Origin of the sequence: Hutsoniella sourekii ATCC 700629, from assembly GCF_000518205.1 — a bacterium.
Taxonomy (GTDB): Bacteria; Bacillota; Bacilli; order Lactobacillales; family Aerococcaceae; genus Hutsoniella; species Hutsoniella sourekii.
Map to the genome: position 1 here is coordinate 13,523 of NZ_JADD01000027.1, position 17,642 is coordinate 31,164.

Genomic DNA, 17,642 nt, shown 5'->3' on the forward strand with positions numbered 1-17,642 from the left:
TCTCATTCATAAAATGTTACATGATGATCTGCCAATTCTCCCTCAAGATCATAGGTAAATGAGGCAGAAAAGAAAGGAGATCCATTCAAAATCCACTCTAGGTAGAGATAATCTCCCTCCCAAGTCGGTTTTTTCATGACGTCTTGGTAATCAACCCAAGCCAAAGTTCCCTCGTCACAATCTTCAATCAACTCGCCATGGAATTCACTGACACGATAGACAAAGCTATACCAATCTTGACCATCGTGTTTGAAATCAGGGAAAGTGATAAAACCTAGCAAATCTAATTTATCTGCGATTAGACCTGTCTCTTCTCGAATCTCTCGAATGGCACAAGCTTCTGGTGTCTCCCCAGCCTCAAACTTACCACCAACGCTCACCCATTTTCCTTCATGAATATCATTTTCCTTCTTATTGCGATGCAAAAGTAGGAGTTGCTTACCATTATCTAAATAACAAATCGTAGATAGTTGTTGTGTCATTATTTCCTCCTATTTTCCTAAACAAAACTGACTAAACAGTTTGTCTAGGAGTTCATCTTGAAAGCTTTCGCCAATGATTTCCCCCAATAAATCCCAGGCTCTGGTAAAATCAATCTGAATTAAGTCGACAGGTAGCGACATTTCACATGCTTCCTGAACCTCTTCAAGCGCTTGATTCGCCTGTCTGAGAAGATGAGTATGCCGACTATTCAATAAATAATTAACATCTTGCGCCTGAACCTCTCCTTGAAAAAATTTAGCTTGGATAGCTGCTTGGATTTGATCGACATTTGCATCTAAAGCCATGGATGTAGGGATCCACTCTGATGGCTGGGAGTATTTTTTTAATTGATTTTCATCTATTTTTTGATCTAGATCAGACTTATTTAGCAGTATAATTCGGGCCTGATCTTGGGTTTGCTTCAGTAAGTCAATATCAGTGGCTTGTAGTTCCTCAGCTTGATTGAGAATTAGGATGATTAGATCAGCTTCTAGGATTAGCTGTCGACTTTTTTCAACACCAATTTGTTCAACTAGTTCATCGGTTTCACGAATACCTGCTGTATCCACCAATTTTAAAGGGACACCACCCAAGTTCAAATACTCCTCAATCGTATCTCGTGTGGTTCCTTCTATATCTGTTACAATGGCCTTTTCACTGCCTAATAGCCGGTTGAGTAAGCTAGATTTCCCCACATTCGGACGCCCTATAATAGCTGTTTGAATTCCTTCTCTGAATAAGCGACCTTGACTGGCCTGATTAAGTATATTTTTTAGGTCAGTTTGAACATCTTGGGCGGTTTGCTGAAGTTTCTGTGTAGACAATTCTTCAACTTCATCGTATTCAGGATAATCAATTGTCACTTCCACTTGAGCAAGTGTGTTAAGCATTTTTTGCCGTAGCTGACTTATTTTATCAGATAGGCTACCTTGTAATTGATTAACAGAAGCTTGTCTCGCTAATTCTGTCTTTGATTCTATTAAGTCCATAACAGCCTCTGCTTGAGATAGGTCAATCCTACCATTCAGAAAAGCTCGCTTGGTAAATTCACCAGGCTCTGCTAAGCGAGCCCCCTCATCTAGAACCAAATCCAAGATGCTACGAACAGCAATGATGCCACCATGACAGTTGATCTCGACAACGTCTTCACACGTGTAGGAACGAGGTGCTTTCATGACACTAATCATCACTTCATCAATAGTAGCTTGGGTCTGAGGATTTACAATGTGTCCGTAGTTAATGGTATGGCTTTCCACTTTTGTTAAATTTTTTCCTTTAGATATGCGATCAGCGATTTCGATGGCTTCTGGTCCACTTAAGCGAACAATTCCTATCGCCCCTTCCCCCAGAGCCGTTGAGATAGCCGCTATTGTATCTGCTTCGTACATAGATCCTCCTTTTTGATAAACAAAAAAGTGCCTAAACTACCCCATACAAAGTTTACATGGGATAGTTAGCACTTTGACTGCCAATATTCATAAGAAATATAACATATTTTATCTTAGACGACAAGATAATTAATATTCTGATTTATAATCAACGACTAGATAGCGGTTGGGTTCTCTTCCTTCAGAGTGGGTTTGTATATGATCGACCTTAGCTAAGTAAGCGTGAACTTGCTTTCGCTCATAGGCAGGAAGATCTTCAAGTATAACGGATTGTTTCGTTCTTAGAACCTCTTCTGCAGTACGTTGAGCCATCTCTTCCAATACATTAGCCCGACGATCTCGGTAGTCACCTACGTTTAATAGTAAGTTGACCCGTTGACGATAGTGTTGTTGGAAGAAGGTTTGAGCTAGAACTTGAAGCGAATTAATGATTTTTCCATGTTTCCCAATGACTAAACCTGATTTGTCAGTGTCAATGTTAAAGATCAGTTGCTTGTCTTCTTGCTCATAGCTAATATCTGCATGTGCACCGTACTGGTCGATAATCTTTTCTAAATAATCTACCAATAGATCGGCCGCTGTTTCTAGATCTGTTTTTTCTTTACCATCTGTCTTTGGTTTTTGAGGGTTACTATTTTCAACCACAGATTTTAAATCTGTAGCCTGAGCTTCTAATTTACTAGATTCATTCTTCACTTCGGGCTTAGTTTCAACTGGCTCTTCTTCTACAACCCCTGAATGCTTGGGCGTTTCTTGAACAGAAGGGGCTACTTCTTCTACACCCTCTTCATGGGCTTCTTCTTCCTCTAATTGTTCAGTGATCTCTGAATAGGATAAGTCAACCTTATTAGATATTTCAACAATGGCATCTTGTTTACCAAAGCCAAAAATCCCTTTTTTTCCTTGGGAAATAACATGTATTTCTGCCTGATCTTCGCTTAGTCCTAATTGTGATAGTCCTTTAGCGATTGCTTGTTCAACAGTTTCAGCTTTTACAGTAGTAATTTCAAGCATCAATCTAGCTTCCTTTCTTTCTTACTTGCGTTTACCCGTTTTACGTCGAAGTTGACGTTTGAGTTCTCGCTGGTGTTCTTTTTCAGCAGCAGCTTCTGCTTCTCTTTCGGCAATTATCTTATATGGATTATTAAAAATCAAGGTTTGCAGAACACTAAAACCATTTGAGACGACAAAATACAAGGAGATTGCACTCGGTAGTCCGATTGAAATTAGAAGGATCATCAAAGGCATCGTATACATCATCGATTTGCTAGCTGCGTTCGAGACAGGATTTGCTTTACTCATTAGGTAAGTATTATAGAAGACAAGTAATGAAGCAAGAATCGGTAAGATAAAATAAGGATCAGGTTGTCCCAAATTCATCCATAAAAAGTGCCCTTGTCTTAGTTCTTCTGTCCGTAAAATCGTCTGATAAAGAGCCATCATAACCGGTAATTGAATCAATAATGGCAAGCAACCAGCAAATTGATTGAAGCCACGTTCTTCCATTAATTGAGCTTGCTCTTCTTGCATCAGTTCTCTTGATTGACGATCTTTATTAGGATATTTAGCTTGAATGGCTTCTAATTCTGGCTTGATTTCTTGCATCTGTCGTTGCGACTTCATCTGCATATTATTAACGGGTATGAGTAGAACACGGATAATCAAGGTAAATAAGATAATACCCATACCATAGTTACCATTGAATAGATTTGATAACCAAATAATAAATCTCGATAAATTCAACAAAATATATTGGTCGACAAAACCACTACTAGACGCATTCAAGGGCTCTCGACTACAGGCAACGACGGCCAGTAAAACTAAGCACAAGACTAGAACTTTGGCCCATTTATGTATTTTTTTACTCATCTCTTCCTCCCACTCACTTCACTCCTACTATAAAATCTTCGCTAGCTTCATTACATGACAAATGGAACTTTTAATTTGGTCAACGCCCATTCCCTTAATCCCATGTCTGGCAATTAATATAAAATCGATCTCAGCAGGTATTTGATCCTCAAGCTCAAAAATGGCCTGTCTTAAATAGCGTTTGATTTGATTTCTTTGAACCGCATTTCCCATTTTTTTGCCAACAGAAAGCCCCACACGAAAATGATCTTGATGCTCCTTAGCTAAAACATACAAGACCAATTGACGATTTGCCACGGATTCTCCCTGATGGAACACTCTTTGAAAATCACGGTCTGATTTCACCCGGTACTTTTTCTTCATTAAATCACTATCATCCTCATATCGACTTGTTTCTATCTATTATAACGAATTTAACCCTAAAAGAGAAATACAATCACAGCAAAAAAAAAGTGCCCGAAGGCACTTGTAAATTAAGCAGTTAATGATTTTCTTCCACGTTGACGACGACGCTTTAATACACGGCGGCCATTCTTAGTACTCATGCGTTTACGGAAACCATGTTCTTTCTTACGTTGACGTTTTTTCGGTTGATATGTTCTTTTAGTCATCCTCATAACCTCCTTCATCGATATAAAGTTGTTTTAATTTAAACAATACTCAAATAGTTTATAAAAGGTGATAAAAAAAGTCAAGCTGTATTCCAATAAATCTTTAGATATTTTTATCAACAGGTCTTGTTGATAAATTTTTCTGTCTTGTTTATTTTACACAGAATTTTGCACAGATTTTGACAGTAAGAGTTGATAACTATCACTTGTTGATAAAACTTTTATCGACTGTTCATAAGTTATTTTAAAGTTGGCTTCACGCTCTTTCAGTTGTTGATTATTTGTGTATATCTTTTGCGGTAAATTAGTTATCCACATACCTAACTCACCTTGTTGATAACTCATTTTGTTGATTATGGATAAGTCTTTTTAGTTATTAACACTTGTGGAAAAGTCTGGCTGTGTTAAAATATGATTATTCGCAGTTTGCATCGAAACGAGGTGAATTTAATTGGATGAAAAAGAACTATTTTGGCAAGAAATGCGTCAATACCTAAAGACTATTTTTGATGAAGCGCTCTTCAAAAACTGGGTAGACCCCCTCAAGCCCCTTCGAATTACCCAAGATACTATCACTTTATCTGTTCCGAACGGCTTAACTAAGAGGCGCTGGGAGAAAGATTTTTCTGGTCACATCCTCAAGCATAGCTTAGAAATTTACGGTGTTGAGTACGAACCTATCTTTATGATTGTCCCAGACGAACAAGTTCTAGAAGATAAAATTAAGGAGACAGGACACTCAGCTAATCAAGAACCCGTTTCTTCGATTAATTATCCCAACTCTCACCTCAATCCAAGTTATACCTTTGATAATTTTGTGATCGGTAAGGATAATGACCTTGCAAGTGGGGCTGCTATGGCGGTAGCTGATTCTCCTGGGATGACCTATAACCCTTTCTTAATCTATGGAGGGGTGGGACTCGGTAAAACCCACTTGATGCAAGCTATCGGTAACGAAATTCTACGTAAGAATCCAGCTGTTATCATTAAATATGCTACCAGTGAGGAATTCATCAATGACTTTGTCTCTAGTATCCGTAATAATACAACCGACGACTTTCGTCGATCTTACCGTGAAGTCGATATTTTATTGATCGATGATATCCAATTCCTGTCAAATAAAGGTCAGACTCAAGAGGAGTTTTTCCATACTTTCAATGCTTTATATGATAAGAAAAAACAAATTGTACTAACTAGCGACCGTTTACCCAATGAAATTAATAATTTGGAAGAGCGCTTGATTAGCCGATTTAAATGGGGATTATCAACTGATATTACGCCACCTGATCTGGAAACCAGAATTGCTATTTTACGAAAAAAAGCCGAAAATGAGCAATTGGATATTGATGCTAATACATTAACTTATATCGCTAATAACGTAGACACAAATATCCGCGAATTAGAAGGAGCGCTTAAGCGAGTGATGGCTTATTCAGCTATTCACGCGCAAGATATAACCCCTCATTTAGCGGCTGAGGCCCTTTCTCATGTTATCAATCCGCAAGAAGACCAACCGGTAACTTGTCAGGCTATTTTGCAAAAAGTCAGTCATTACTATCAAATTGATATTGACGCGATTAAGGGTAGCAAGAGAAAAAAAGAAATCGTCTTACCTCGCCAAGTCGGCATGTATCTGGCTCGAGAATTAACCGATCTTTCTTTCCCTAAGATTGGCGAAGAATTCGGAAATAAAAACCATACCACTGTTATTCATGCCTATGAAAAAATCACTAAAAATATTGAAGAAGATGAAAATTTAGCTCAACAAGTAGCCGATCTAAAAAAACAGCTTAAATAAGCTTGTGGATAATTTTCAGAATCATCAACAGTCCTTCCACATCTTCATCAACAAGCAAAAACTGTTGATAACTAGCGCGTAAGGCGGTTATCCACAGAATCCACAGGCCCTATTACTAATACTATATCTATATCTATATTATTTATATAAGCAAGGAGCGAGATTCATGAAATTTACGATTAAGCGACAACCCTTTAATAATCAAGTCGCCAATATTTTACGAGCAATTCCAAGTAAGTCGACTATTCCAGTTTTAACCGGAATCAAATTAGCTGCTAATCAAAATGAATTGGTCATGATTGGAAGTGACTCTGAGATATCTATCGAGGCCTTCTTGCCAGTAGCTGATCCGGAATATCAATTAGACATTCAAACTACTGGACAAGTAGTTGTTGCTGCGAGATTGTTTAGCGAAATTATTCGAAAGTTACCAGAAGATACAGTAACGATTGAAGTTGATGACCAATTACAAGTGTCAATCAACTCAGGAAAAGCTAACTTTACCCTAAACGGAATGGCTGGAGATTCCTACCCTCAGCTTCCAATCATCCAAGGTGATAATCAGTTAGAATTACCAACCAATCAATTCAAGGCAATGATCAATCAAACCATCTTCTCAGCCTCCAATCAAGAAAGCCGGCCAATCCTAACTGGACTTCACCTAACTAGTCATGCCAACCACCTTGAGGGTGTGGCGACAGATAGCCACCGTTTAAGTAAGCGAGAAATTCCTTTAGCCATTCCAGAGAATTTCCAAGCCTTTGATTCATTAACGATTCCTAAAAAGACAGTTACCGAGTTAAGTCGGATTGTAGAAGATGATCAAGATTTACAGATGATTATTAGCGACAAGCAAGTAATATTTACCATTGAAAATCTGACCATCTATTCTCGATTACTGGAAGGAAACTATCCAGACACGGACCGTTTAATCCCCAGTGATTACTCTTCTCAGATTATCGTTAATAGTAGTGAATTCTTGGCAGCCATTGAACGGGCCAGTTTGATTTCACATCAAGGGAAAAATAATGTCGTTCAGTTAAATATTGAAGCAGATCAAGTCACCTTATCTGTTCGCGGTAATGAACGTGGTCAAGCGATCGAAGTGATTCCAAGTCAATCAGTAACAGGTGAAGCGATTCGAATCTCATTTAATCCAGATTATATGAAGGAAGCCTTGGCTGCATTTGACGGCGTCGATGTAAAAATTGAGCTCCAATCGCCTGTTCGCCCCATTATCATTCGAGCCTTGGAAGAAAGTGAAGTTCCACACAATGAGCTTGTGCAATTATTAACACCCATACGTACTCATTAAAAGAAAAAACGGCCATTTTGGCTGTTTTTTTCTTTAATCGATAAAATATACTCACTTGATAGATCAACGCCTTCTAGCTAGTAAAATTTGTATTATGAAGGCAATTAAGCTATAATAGAGAAGGAAAATAGAGAAATTAGGTGAGGAATTTGACCGAAGAAACTTTAGTCATCCAATCAGACTATATTACACTCGGCCAGTTGCTGAAACGTGCAGAGATTATTCCCAGTGGAGGAATGGCTAAGTGGTATTTGGCTGAATATTATGTCTATGTTAACGGTGAAGAAGAAGACCGTCGCGGTCGCAAACTATATGCTGGAGACCAAGTGGACCTGCCCAATGAAGAAATCACGCTAATTATCTCTAATTAGGTGATGATGATGCTGATTAAGGAATTAGAACTAAAACATTTTCGAAATTATGATCATTTGCAATTATCGTTTCAAGATGGGTTAACGATTTTGATGGGTGAAAATGCCCAAGGAAAGACCAATCTCCTTGAGGCGATTTTTTTATTGTCTCTAGCCAAGAGCCACCGAACCAATCATGACCGCGAAATGATCCAAGCGGATCATGACCGGGCTTTGATTAAAGCGACTATTGAAAAGCAAGACTATCAATTCCCTTTAGAACTTGAACTGTCAGGTAAGGGCAAGATGGCTAAATTTAATTATGTCGAGCAAGCACGACTAAGTGATTTTATCGGTAAGTTGAATGTTATTTTGTTTGCTCCGGAGGACTTGCAGTTAGTTAAGGGATCCCCTGGTACTAGACGTCGTTTTATAGATGCGGAATTAGGTCAAGCTAAGGGGCTATACTTGCAGAATTTATTGGAATATAACCGTATTCTTAAGCAAAGAAATACCTACTTAAAAGATTACGGTCGGTCTCAGGCCTTCGATCCCTTGTATCTAGAAATCCTTACCGATCAATTAGTGGGGCGAGCTGTCTATATAATTAATCAGCGACTTGATTTTATTCAGCGGCTTAATCATTATGCAAAAAGTATCCATCTTGATCTAACGCAAAATAAAGAAGACCTAGTTCTCAGCTATCAAGCTAGCCACTCGATGTTGAATTATCAGGAAGATGAAGAACAGATCAAGCAAAACTTATTAGAACTCTACCGCAATAACTTAGAACGAGAAAGAGAAAAAGGACACACTCGTTACGGCCCTCACCGAGATGATTTAGTTTTTATGATCAATAACAAAAATGCCCAATTATATGGATCCCAGGGCCAACAACGGACCCTAGTTTTAAGCTTAAAGTTAGCGGAGATTGATCTTATCCATGAACTAACAGGTGAAAATCCTATCTTATTACTGGATGATGTCTTATCTGAATTGGATGATAAACGACAAAACATCTTAATGAAGCGGATTGAAAATCGTGTTCAAACTTTTCTAACTACCGCATCCTTGGAAGGTATCCACCTAGATCAATTAGATAATTCGCAAGTGTTAGTTGTTAGTAATGGCAGGGTCCAAGAATATCAAGAATAAAGGAGAAAGATATGGTTGAAACGAATAATTCCTATAATGCCAGTCAAATTCAAGTTCTAGAAGGTTTAGAAGCTGTTCGTAAGCGTCCTGGGATGTATATCGGATCAACTGGACCAGAAGGATTGCACCACTTAGTTTGGGAGATTGTCGATAATGCGATTGATGAAGCACTCGCCGGTTACTGTGACCATATCGAAGTTATTATCGAAGAAAATAACAGTATCACAGTGATTGATAATGGGCGGGGTATCCCCGTGGACATCCAAGAAAAAACAGGGAGACCAGCGGTTGAGACGGTCTATACGGTTTTACATGCGGGTGGAAAATTCGACAACAGTAACTATAAAGTCTCAGGAGGCCTACATGGGGTTGGGGCTGCTGTCGTTAATGCCTTGACCACAAATTTGAAATTAGAAGTGGCCCGAGATGGGATTCTCCACCAAATTCAATTTGAACGTGGAGAAGTGGTTCAAGAATTAGAAGAAATTGGTACTGTTGACCATACTGGGACCTGGGTTAATTTTACCCCAGATCCAATTATCTTTAGTGAGACCATTGAGTTTAAGTACGAAATTCTACGCGAACGTGTCCAGGAATTGGCCTTCTTAAATCGAGGCCTTCGAATTTCGATTGAAGATAGAAGAGCGGGACAGGAAGAATCGGCTAGTTATCATTATGAAGGTGGTTTAAGAAGTTATATTGCCTTTTTAAACGAAGACAAAGAAGCTCTTCATGAGGAACCTATTGATGTTGTGGGTGAATCAGAAGGGATAGAAGTTGAAATTGCTATTCAATATACTACTGGTTATAAAGAACGTATTCTTACCTTTGCTAACAATATCCACACGCATGAAGGGGGAACTCACGAATCAGGTTTCAAGGCGGCATTGACACGGGTTATTAATGACTACGGTCGGCGTAAACAGCTTTTAAAGGATAATGATAATAATCTAACTGGTGATGACACGCGGGAAGGGATCACAGCGATTGTATCTGTAAAACACCCAGACCCACAATTTGAAGGTCAAACCAAGACCAAGTTAGGTAATTCTGAGGTTCGAACAATTGTTGACCGGGTCTTTAGCCAAGAATTCGAAAAGTTTTTACTAGAAAATCCTAAAACTGCGCGACTAATCGTGGAAAAAGGAATTTTAGCCGCTCAGGCTAGAAATGCAGCCAAGCGTGCCCGAGAAATGACGCGAAAAAAATCAGGATTAGAAATCGCCAATTTACCAGGTAAGCTTGCGGATTGTTCCAGCCGTGATCCTGAAAAAAATGAATTATTTATTGTCGAAGGGGACTCAGCCGGTGGATCCGCCAAACAAGGTCGATCTCGAATGTACCAGGCAATTCTGCCTATACGTGGGAAAATCTTAAATGTTGAGAAGGCTTCGATGGATAGAATATTGAATAATGAAGAAATTAGATCCCTATTCACCGCTATGGGAACCGGATTTGGCGCTGAATTTGATGTCAGCAAAGCACGTTATCATAAATTGATTATAATGACCGATGCGGATGTTGACGGCGCTCATATTCGAACCTTGCTCTTGACCCTCGTTTATCGTTATATGAAACCTTTAATTCATGCAGGCTATGTTTATATTGCCCAACCCCCTCTCTACCAAATCAAAGTAGGCAAAAAGGAACTTTACCTAGATACGGATGAAGAGTTATTGAAATGGCAAAAGGAAAATCCAAATACTCGCTATCGTCTTCAAAGATACAAGGGTCTTGGGGAGATGGATTATGAACAATTGTGGGACACGACGATGAATCCTGAAAATCGTCGGTTATTAAAAGTAACGGTTCAAGATGCTGAAGAAGCAGACCAAGTAATGTCAATGTTAATGGGAGATGATGTGCCACCACGGCGAGCATTTATTGAGGAGAATGCGGTCTACGTTCAAAACCTCGATATTTAATCATTAGAAAGAAGGGTAAGAATGAGTGACGAATTTGAATTAAATCATAGGGAACCAGAGGTAGTCGACTTACCAAGTGAAATGCGAACTTCTTTCCTGGATTATGCCATGAGTGTAATTGTCTCTCGGGCATTACCAGATGTTCGTGATGGACTCAAACCGGTTCAACGGCGTATTCTTTATGGTATGAGTGAACTGGGCGTGACTCCTGACAAACCTTACAAGAAATCAGCACGTATTGTTGGGGATGTTATGGGGAAGTATCACCCCCATGGGGATTCTGCTATTTATGAAGCAATGGTAAGAATGGCTCAGCCCTTCAGTTACCGAGAAATGTTAGTGGACGGCCACGGTAACTTCGGTTCAGTCGACGGTGACGGGGCCGCCGCCATGCGTTATACTGAGTCCAGAATGAGTAAAATTGCCTTGGAAATGCTTCGTGATATCAATAAGGATACGATTGATTTCCAAGATAACTATTCTCAAGAAGAACAAGAACCCATTGTACTTCCTGCTCGTTTTCCTAATCTATTAGTCAATGGGGCTGCTGGGATTGCGGTAGGTATGGCTACTAATATCCCACCTCATAATCTGGGTGAAGTAATTGATGCGACGATAAAATTAATGCACCAACCAGATGTGACCACTAAGGAATTAATGGAAGTGCTACCGGGTCCTGATTTTCCAACAGGAGCCAGTGTTGTTGGTTTATCTGGAATTGCCAAGGCTTACGAGACAGGTAAGGGGAAAATTATTCTTCGCAGTAAAGTAGAAATTGAGCAACTTTCAGGTGACCGCGAGCGAATTGTCATCAGTGAGATTCCTTATGGAGTTAATAAGGCGAACCTAGTTAAGAAAATTGCTGATCTAGCCCGCGAAAAGCGGATTGAAGGTATCACCTATGCCAATGATGAATCAGGTCGCGAAGGGATGCGCATAGTCGTTGAGGTGCGCCGAGAAAATAGTGCGACCGTCGTGCTCAATAACTTATATAAATATACGCCCCTTCAAGTTACTTTTGGAATCAATATGCTAGCTATTGATAAAGGGGTCCCTAAAGTCCTTAATCTTAAACAAATTCTCAGCAAATACATCGACCACCAGGTAGAAGTTATTCGGCGCAGAACTGAATTTGAAAAGAAGCGGGCTGAACAACGTGCCCATATCTTAGAAGGTTTACGAATCGCCCTAGATTATATTGATGAAATCATTAATATTATCCGCCAATCGGCTGATGGGGAAACCGCCAAAAGTCAATTAATAGATAAATATGACTTGACTGATGTTCAAGCTCAAGCCATCTTAGATATGCGTCTCGTGCGATTAACTGGTTTGGAAAGAGAGAAAATCGAAGAGGAATATAATGATTTAGTGGCCTTGATTCAGCATTTAACTGAAATTCTTGGAAGCAAAACTCGTATTCATCAAATTATTGAAGACGAGTTACTTGAAATCAAAAATAAATTCCCTAGTCCAAGAAGAACTGAGATTCGTCCAGGTGAAATTGTCGATGTTGAAGATGAAGATTTAATCCCTGAAGACCATATCCTAGTGGCCTTAACGAACAACGGTTACGTCAAACGGATGACAGAAGATGAATTCCAAGTCCAAAACCGTGGTGGACGAGGCGTGAAGGGGATGGGGCTAGCAGCGGGAGATGAGATTCAAACGCTAGTCTCTTGCTCAACTCATGACACCTTGCTTTTCTTTACAAACCAAGGAAAAGTCTATAAGGCTAAGGGATATGACATCCCGGAATATGGTCGCCAAGCTAAGGGTCTGCCAATCATTAACTTGATTGATTTAGATAAAGGCGAAATTGTTCGCGATATTATTGCTGTTAATCATGAAGACGAAGCTTCTGGCAATAGTCAAGATAAGCATTTGTTTTTTGTGACCCGTAGTGGAACAGGTAAGCGGACCAAAGCGTCTGAATACTATAACATTCGGACTAATGGTTTAATTGCTATTAATCTTAAGGAAGGTGATGAGCTAGTTTCAGTCTTTGAAACAGATGGCAACCAGGCTGTTATTATCGGAACCTATCACGGTTATGCGATTACATTCATGGAGGATAAGGTCCGGTCTATGGGGCGGACTGCTACTGGGGTGCGAGCTATTCGACTAAGAGAATCCGACTATGTCGTTGGTGCTAGTCCATTACACGAATCGGATGATGTCTTGGTTATCACCGAGAAAGGGTATGGTAAGCGGACTCCTGCTAATGAATATGCCTTGAAAAATCGAGGAGGTCTTGGAGTTGTAACAAGTAAAATCTCTCAAACAACCGGATACCTTGCAGGAATCTTAACGGTTCAAGGAAATGAAGATATACTGATTATGAACGACCAAGGGATTGTCATTCGAATTGATGTGCAATCAATCTCTCAAACTGGTAGAGCCACTAAAGGGGTTCGAGTGATTCGCCTAGATGAAAATAGTAGTGTTAGTTCCTTTACTAAAATTGAATCATCAACTGAGGAAGAAGAATAAATAAAAAGGTCAGCATTCGCTGACTTTTTTTATTTTTATTTGGAGAATGACTTGAATTTAGAATTAATAATACGTATAATACAAAGATGTGAGTATTGTTATTTAATACTCTCCTTGCTCTTTCAGATGAAAGAGCCATATAGTCCAAGAGGAGGTGTGGCAAATGAGCCAAAAATATGAAATTCTTTACATTATTCGTCCTGATATGAATGAAGATGCAAAGAAGGAACTTGTTGAGCGTTTTGATTCAATCTTAACTGACAATGGAACAACAGTTGCTGAGTCTAAAGATTGGGCTAAACGTCGTTTTGCTTATGAAATCGATGATTACCGTGAAGGTGTTTACCACTTAATTCAAGCAGAAGCAACTGATGCTGAAGGAATCAACGAATTCGATCGTCTAGCAAGAATCAACAACGATATTTTGCGTCATATGATTACAAAGGTTGAAGATTAATTTGTTTCACGTGGAACAATTTGCTTAGGAGGAAATAATCGGTGAATACTGTTCAGTTAGTCGGTCGTTTAACTAAGGAAGTTGACTTGAGGTTTACCTCATCAGGTGTAGCTGTTGGTAGCTTTACTCTTGCAGTTAACCGCAATTTCACCAATCAACAAGGTGAAAGAGAAGCGGACTTTATCAATTGTGTGATTTGGCGTAAAGCAGCTGAAAATTTAGCTAATTTTACTCGTAAAGGTTCACAAATTGGTGTTGAGGGTAGAATTCAAACCCGGAACTATGAGAACAAACAAGGCCAACGTGTTTATGTTACCGAAGTCGTTGTCAATAATTTCCACTTGCTGGAACCGCGTTCTGTAACAGAACAGAGACCGGTTGAAGAACGAAATTCTTATTCAAATAATTATTCAACTGCTAACGATTATAATAACCAATCAAGCTATCAACCTAATAATCAATCATTCAATAATAACCCGATGAATTCATCTTCATCATCCCCATTTGTGGAGGATGGCCATCCAATTGATATTTCAGAAGATGACTTACCATTTTAAGCTATATATTAGCTAAACTAAAGGAGGAATAATCATGGCACAACGTCGTGGCGGAAGACGTAGAAGACGTGTATGTTACTTCTGCGCTAACCATCTAGATCATCCTGATTATAAGGATACAGAATTATTACAACGTTTCGTTTCAGAAAAAGGTAAAATTTTACCTCGCCGTGTAACAGGAACTTGTGCTAAGCACCAACGTACTTTAACTAGTACGATCAAACGTGCTCGTATTATGGCTTTGCTACCATTTACAGTACAAGATTAATGAATTTAAGTAAGAAGAGTGGATTAGCTTCCACTCTTCTTTTTGCATCTATATCTATTACGAAACAATACCGCCTAGAAACTAATTGTGGTAGAATAGATGATAACAATGAGGTGAGATATGAAAACTCTAGAACAGATTAAGTATTTTTTTAAAGCTTTTCAAAGTTTTGCCATTAGCTGGCAAATTTATACTTTGCTTCTTATTTACTGTGTTATTTCTTTGATTGCCTTGTTTCTGTATTGGCAAATTGGTTTAATGCTCATACTTTTTCTACTATTATTGGTTGTTTTCTTTGCGCTGAATATTAATAACATTATGCAAAATATTAACGCATTAGCCAACGACTTATCCAAAAATGCCAACAAAAGCTATAACCAAGCTTTATACAAAGCTCCCATAGCTATTGTAATGTACGATAACAATTTGAGAATTAAATGGGTCAATCCAGCTATGCAGGCCAGTTTTAAAGGCAAGGAATTATTGGGAAGTAAAATAGAAAACTTAGGTTCAGAATTCATTAAAATTATTGAAGAAGATTCCGAAGACAAATGGGATTTAATCACCATTGGTGACCGCACTTTTAAATATCAACATGAGGCTGATAACCAATCAATCTATTTAGTTGATGTTTCACGTGAAACAGAAATCGTAGAACAACAAAACAATAATCTTTTGGTGTTTGGTTATATTTTCTTGGACGATTACAATGAAGTCGTTGAAACAATGGATGACGAGCAAGCAACTAATTTTGATGCTAGCCTGTTTGCCAGTATCAATTCATGGACCAAGGAATTTAATATCTACTCCAAACGAATTGATGATGAGAAGATTATTATTATCATGAATCTAGCAACACTTAAGGAACTCGAAAAAAATAAATTCAAATTCTTTGATGAACTCTACCAGAAGAATTATAAAAATAATATACCTATTTCTATCAGTTTGGGGATCGCTTATCCTTCGAGAAAAAATTATGGCATTAATGATTTAGCAGATCAAGCTCAGCTAAATTTAGACTTGGCTCTAGGTAGGGGAGGCAACCAAGTTGTAGTTCGTGCAGCTGATGAGCGGGCACGCTTTTATGGCGGTGGAAGCAATCCAAGTCAAAAGAGAAGCAATGTCAAATCAAGACTCATCTACCAAGCATTGAAAACTTCGATTCGTCAAGCGGATTTTGTATGGATTGCTGGTCATAAGCAACCCGACTTAGATTCCATAGCATCAGCTATTGGTGTTCAGAAGATCGTTCATCAGCTGGGTAAAGACAGCAAGATTATTATTGATGAGCAAGGACTAAACTCAGATGTTCAAGCCTTATTGAGAATGGCTGATGAACCATCGATTAAAGATAATTTTATTGATCCAGCTTCAGCTAAAGACCAACTTGGGTCGAAGAACTTATTAATACTTGTCGACCATCACCGACCTTCCTTATCTGAAGCTAGCGACTTGTTGGGGCAAGTAGATGTCGTAGTAATTGATCATCATCGAAGAGGGGAAGAATTTGTCGCAAGGTCTATATTGACCTATATTGAACCTTATGCTTCTTCTACTTCTGAACTTATTACTGAGTTCTTTATGAACCGAAGAAATTTAAGCGGCGGTCTCAATGCGTTTGAAGCGACAGCTTTATTAGCCGGAATCATTGTTGATACTAATAATTTTGGGTCAAGGACTGGATCAAGAACTTTTGATGCCGCGTCTTATTTGAAATCCAGGGGTGCATCCACTAACCAAATTCAGCATATTTTAAAAGAAGATCTTGACTCAGTTATTAAAAGAAACAAATTAATCGAAACAATCCGTCTGATAGGTAATGGCTATAGTGTAGCCTTAGGACCTGATGATCAAATTTATGATAATATTATTGCTTCTCAAGCTGCTGATATGATGTTGGATATTAAGGATATAGAGGCTTCCTTCGTTATTTATAGAAGAGATAAGAATGTAGTTGGCATCAGTGCTAGAAGTTTAGGAGATATTAACGTCCAAAGAATTATGGAACAATTAGATGGTGGAGGTCATTTGTCGAATGCTGCGACTCAGCTAAAAGACTTGACGATTAAAGAAGCATATAATAAATTGTTATTAGTGATTCAAGAGATGGAGGAAGAGTAATATGAAAGTTATTTTATTAGAAGATGTAAAGAAACAAGGGAAAAAGGGTCAGGTAATTGAAGTTTCCGATGGCTATGGGCGTAATTATTTGATAAAAAATGGTTTAGCTAAAGAAGCGGACTCTGGTGCATTGAATCATTTAAAATCCAAGAAAAAACAGGAACAAAAGCAGGCAGCTGAAGATTTAGCAGAAGCTAAGCTTATTCAAAAACAATTGGATCAAGATGAAATTGTTGTTGAAATTCCTGCTAAAGTCGGTGATGAAGGTAAATTATTTGGGACAATTACCTCTAAGCAAATTGGTGATTCATTAAAACAACAGCATGACATTAAGGTAGATCGACGTAATATTCAGTTAGATCAAAATATTGCAGCCCTAGGTCATTATCAAGTACCAATTAAATTGCACCCTGAAGTAGAAGGAACGATCAAAGTTCATGTCGTAGCTGAATAATAAAAAAGCTGGGTTATGTACTGACCCCCAAAAGTTAGAGTTAAAAATCTAACTTTTGGGGGTTATTTTATGTGATAGATTGTAAAATTAATTGCGACAAATAATAAAAACCCATAACAGGTTCGTGTAAAATGTAAGTTACCACACCAACATGAACACGGAGGCCTGTTATGAGCTACAAACATCTTACCATAGAAGAACGATTAAAAATAGAAGTCCTGCATAAAGAAGGCTATAAAGTTAGCCGAATAGCTGATATTATTGGCTGCCATCGCTCAACGATTTATCGAGAGCTGAATCGTTGTCACTCAGAAGCCTATCAAGCTAGATCAGCGCAAAAACATGCGAATAAAAAGAAGGCTTCAAAAGGTCGTCGTCCTAAGCACCATGCTACTCTG

The 17,642-nt window shown here is 38.6% G+C and carries 18 protein-coding genes; 12 read left to right on the forward strand and 6 right to left on the reverse strand.

Going from position 1 to position 17,642, the window contains the following annotated elements; all coding sequences use genetic code 11:
* Positions 1–2 precede the first annotated feature (2 nt).
* The 6 genes from T408_RS0107145 to rpmH all read right to left on the reverse strand — a co-directional run bounded on the left by T408_RS0107145 (position 3) and on the right by rpmH (position 4,351).
* Positions 3–482, reverse strand: coding sequence for an NUDIX hydrolase (locus T408_RS0107145; RefSeq protein ID WP_028119322.1), 480 nt, complete (start codon positions 480–482; stop codon positions 3–5).
* 9 nt (positions 483–491) lie between these two features.
* Entirely contained in the window at positions 492–1,871 is a 1,380-nt protein-coding gene (gene mnmE / locus T408_RS0107150) for a tRNA uridine-5-carboxymethylaminomethyl(34) synthesis GTPase MnmE (RefSeq protein ID WP_028119323.1), read from the reverse strand.
* 129 nt (positions 1,872–2,000) lie between these two features.
* Complete coding sequence (gene jag / locus T408_RS0107155; protein WP_028119324.1) at positions 2,001–2,885, reverse strand: RNA-binding cell elongation regulator Jag/EloR; 885 nt, start codon at positions 2,883–2,885, stop codon at positions 2,001–2,003.
* Between the two features lie 21 nt (positions 2,886–2,906).
* On the reverse strand, positions 2,907–3,740 hold the full coding sequence (locus T408_RS0107160; RefSeq protein WP_028119325.1) for a YidC/Oxa1 family membrane protein insertase: 834 nt from the start codon (positions 3,738–3,740) through the stop codon (positions 2,907–2,909).
* Between the two features lie 27 nt (positions 3,741–3,767).
* A complete protein-coding gene (gene rnpA / locus T408_RS0107165; RefSeq protein ID WP_028119326.1) occupies positions 3,768–4,103 on the reverse strand; it encodes a ribonuclease P protein component in 336 nt (111 codons plus the stop codon).
* A 110-nt stretch (positions 4,104–4,213) separates the two neighbouring features.
* Entirely contained in the window at positions 4,214–4,351 is a 138-nt protein-coding gene (gene rpmH / locus T408_RS0107170) for a 50S ribosomal protein L34 (RefSeq protein WP_028119327.1), read from the reverse strand.
* A gap of 451 nt (positions 4,352–4,802) precedes the next feature.
* Between rpmH and dnaA the strand changes: the two genes are divergently transcribed.
* The 12 genes from dnaA to T408_RS0107235 all read left to right on the forward strand — a co-directional run.
* On the forward strand, positions 4,803–6,149 hold the full coding sequence (gene dnaA / locus T408_RS0107180; protein WP_028119328.1) for a chromosomal replication initiator protein DnaA: 1,347 nt from the start codon (positions 4,803–4,805) through the stop codon (positions 6,147–6,149).
* A gap of 166 nt (positions 6,150–6,315) precedes the next feature.
* Complete coding sequence (gene dnaN, locus T408_RS0107185) at positions 6,316–7,464, forward strand: DNA polymerase III subunit beta (protein WP_028119329.1); 1,149 nt, start codon at positions 6,316–6,318, stop codon at positions 7,462–7,464.
* Between the two features lie 149 nt (positions 7,465–7,613).
* Complete coding sequence (yaaA, locus tag T408_RS0107190) at positions 7,614–7,835, forward strand: S4 domain-containing protein YaaA (RefSeq protein WP_028119330.1); 222 nt, start codon at positions 7,614–7,616, stop codon at positions 7,833–7,835.
* Between the two features lie 9 nt (positions 7,836–7,844).
* Positions 7,845–8,969 carry a DNA replication/repair protein RecF gene (recF, locus tag T408_RS0107195; RefSeq protein ID WP_028119331.1) on the forward strand — a complete coding sequence of 375 codons (1,125 nt, stop codon included), beginning with the start codon at positions 7,845–7,847 and terminating at the stop codon, positions 8,967–8,969.
* A gap of 11 nt (positions 8,970–8,980) precedes the next feature.
* Positions 8,981–10,894, forward strand: a complete 1,914-nt coding sequence (gene gyrB, locus T408_RS0107200) for a DNA topoisomerase (ATP-hydrolyzing) subunit B (RefSeq protein WP_028119332.1) — start codon at positions 8,981–8,983, stop codon at positions 10,892–10,894.
* 21 nt (positions 10,895–10,915) lie between these two features.
* Positions 10,916–13,387 (forward strand): DNA gyrase subunit A, encoded by a 2,472-nt coding sequence (gene gyrA / locus T408_RS0107205; RefSeq protein WP_028119333.1) that lies wholly within the window; start codon positions 10,916–10,918, stop codon positions 13,385–13,387.
* Between the two features lie 163 nt (positions 13,388–13,550).
* A complete protein-coding gene (gene rpsF / locus T408_RS0107210) occupies positions 13,551–13,844 on the forward strand; it encodes a 30S ribosomal protein S6 (RefSeq protein WP_028119334.1) in 294 nt (97 codons plus the stop codon).
* A gap of 41 nt (positions 13,845–13,885) precedes the next feature.
* Positions 13,886–14,401 carry a single-stranded DNA-binding protein gene (gene ssb, locus T408_RS0107215; protein ID WP_028119335.1) on the forward strand — a complete coding sequence of 172 codons (516 nt, stop codon included), beginning with the start codon at positions 13,886–13,888 and terminating at the stop codon, positions 14,399–14,401.
* Between the two features lie 34 nt (positions 14,402–14,435).
* The gene (gene rpsR / locus T408_RS0107220) at positions 14,436–14,669 is read left to right on the forward strand and encodes a 30S ribosomal protein S18 (RefSeq protein WP_028119336.1); all 234 of its coding nucleotides are present in this window, start codon (positions 14,436–14,438) and stop codon (positions 14,667–14,669) included.
* Between the two features lie 120 nt (positions 14,670–14,789).
* On the forward strand, positions 14,790–16,790 hold the full coding sequence (locus T408_RS0107225) for a DHH family phosphoesterase (RefSeq protein WP_028119337.1): 2,001 nt from the start codon (positions 14,790–14,792) through the stop codon (positions 16,788–16,790).
* Between the two features lies 1 nt (position 16,791).
* Positions 16,792–17,244 (forward strand): 50S ribosomal protein L9, encoded by a 453-nt coding sequence (rplI, locus tag T408_RS0107230; RefSeq protein WP_028119338.1) that lies wholly within the window; start codon positions 16,792–16,794, stop codon positions 17,242–17,244.
* A gap of 170 nt (positions 17,245–17,414) precedes the next feature.
* The coding region (locus T408_RS0107235; RefSeq protein ID WP_028119339.1) for a helix-turn-helix domain-containing protein at positions 17,415–17,642 on the forward strand (228 nt) is incomplete at its 3' end.